Genomic DNA, 996 nt, shown 5'->3' on the forward strand with positions numbered 1-996 from the left:
TGTTGATCCCGGCAGTCGTTCTGGCCGCGGCGGCCGTTGGCATGCGCGCCTGTACGTCCGGTACCCCGGAGAAGACAACGACACAGCAGGTTCCCCTGCCGCAGCTGACCCCTGAGCAGTTGCGGGAGCTGGGAATAGAAGGCGACACGCCGCAGGATACTCTGAATACCCTGGTGGGCAAGCTCGGGGAGGTTCAGCGCCAGCAGGGCGACATTATGAAGGAGAACCGGGAGCTGAAGGAGGAGAACCGGAAGCTGCAGGCCGGCAACGGCCAGGTGGACCAGCGTATTGCTGACGCGGTCTCTGATGCAGAAGACCGGACACAGAAGGCTCTGGCGCAGCAGAAAACCACGCTGACGGACCAGTTTAACGCCATGCTGAACGGGCTGGTGCCGGGTGGTACATCCTCATCCACTGCGCAGACGGGCGGCAGCGATATTCCCGTGGGGCTGGGGCTGGATACCGGTTTCTCCGGTGGCGGAGACACAGACGGTTTTCGCTGGGTTGACCCGCAGGATGTGGTACCGGCGGAGCAGCAGGGCGGGCAGGGACAGACACCTCATTTTGCCACTTCATTCCTGGAAGACAACCCGATAACCCGGGAGAAAAATGCGCTGGAGCGGAACGCGAACCACCGTCAGGGGATGGACAACGGTCAGGATGAGGGACCGGTCGACCCGGTGTACACCCTGCCGGAGAATTCAACCCTGGTGGGCAGTACGGCGATGACGGCGCTGCTGGGACGGGTGCCGGTCAATAACAAGGTCACCGACCCCTATCCGTTTAAAGTAATGATTGGCCGGGACAACCTGACGGCCAACGGGATTGAGCTGCCGGAGGTGGAGGGTGCCATTGTGTCGGGCACGGCGAGCGGTGACTGGACGCTGTCGTGCGTTCGCGGCAGCGTCACGTCCATCACGTTTGTGTTTACCGACGGTACGGTCAGAACCCTGCCGGCCCCGTCAGACCGGACAGACAACAGCGGCAGTGAAAACG

1 protein-coding gene is annotated in these 996 nt (G+C 62.4%); it reads left to right on the forward strand.

Features of this window, described 5'->3' with window-relative positions:
* Positions 1 to 996, forward strand: a 996-nt coding sequence (locus BZK42_RS27885) for a TIGR03752 family integrating conjugative element protein (protein WP_143329785.1), incomplete at both ends; no start/stop codon positions are given.

This window comes from Citrobacter braakii (assembly GCF_002075345.1).
GTDB lineage: Bacteria > Pseudomonadota > Gammaproteobacteria > Enterobacterales > Enterobacteriaceae > Citrobacter > Citrobacter braakii.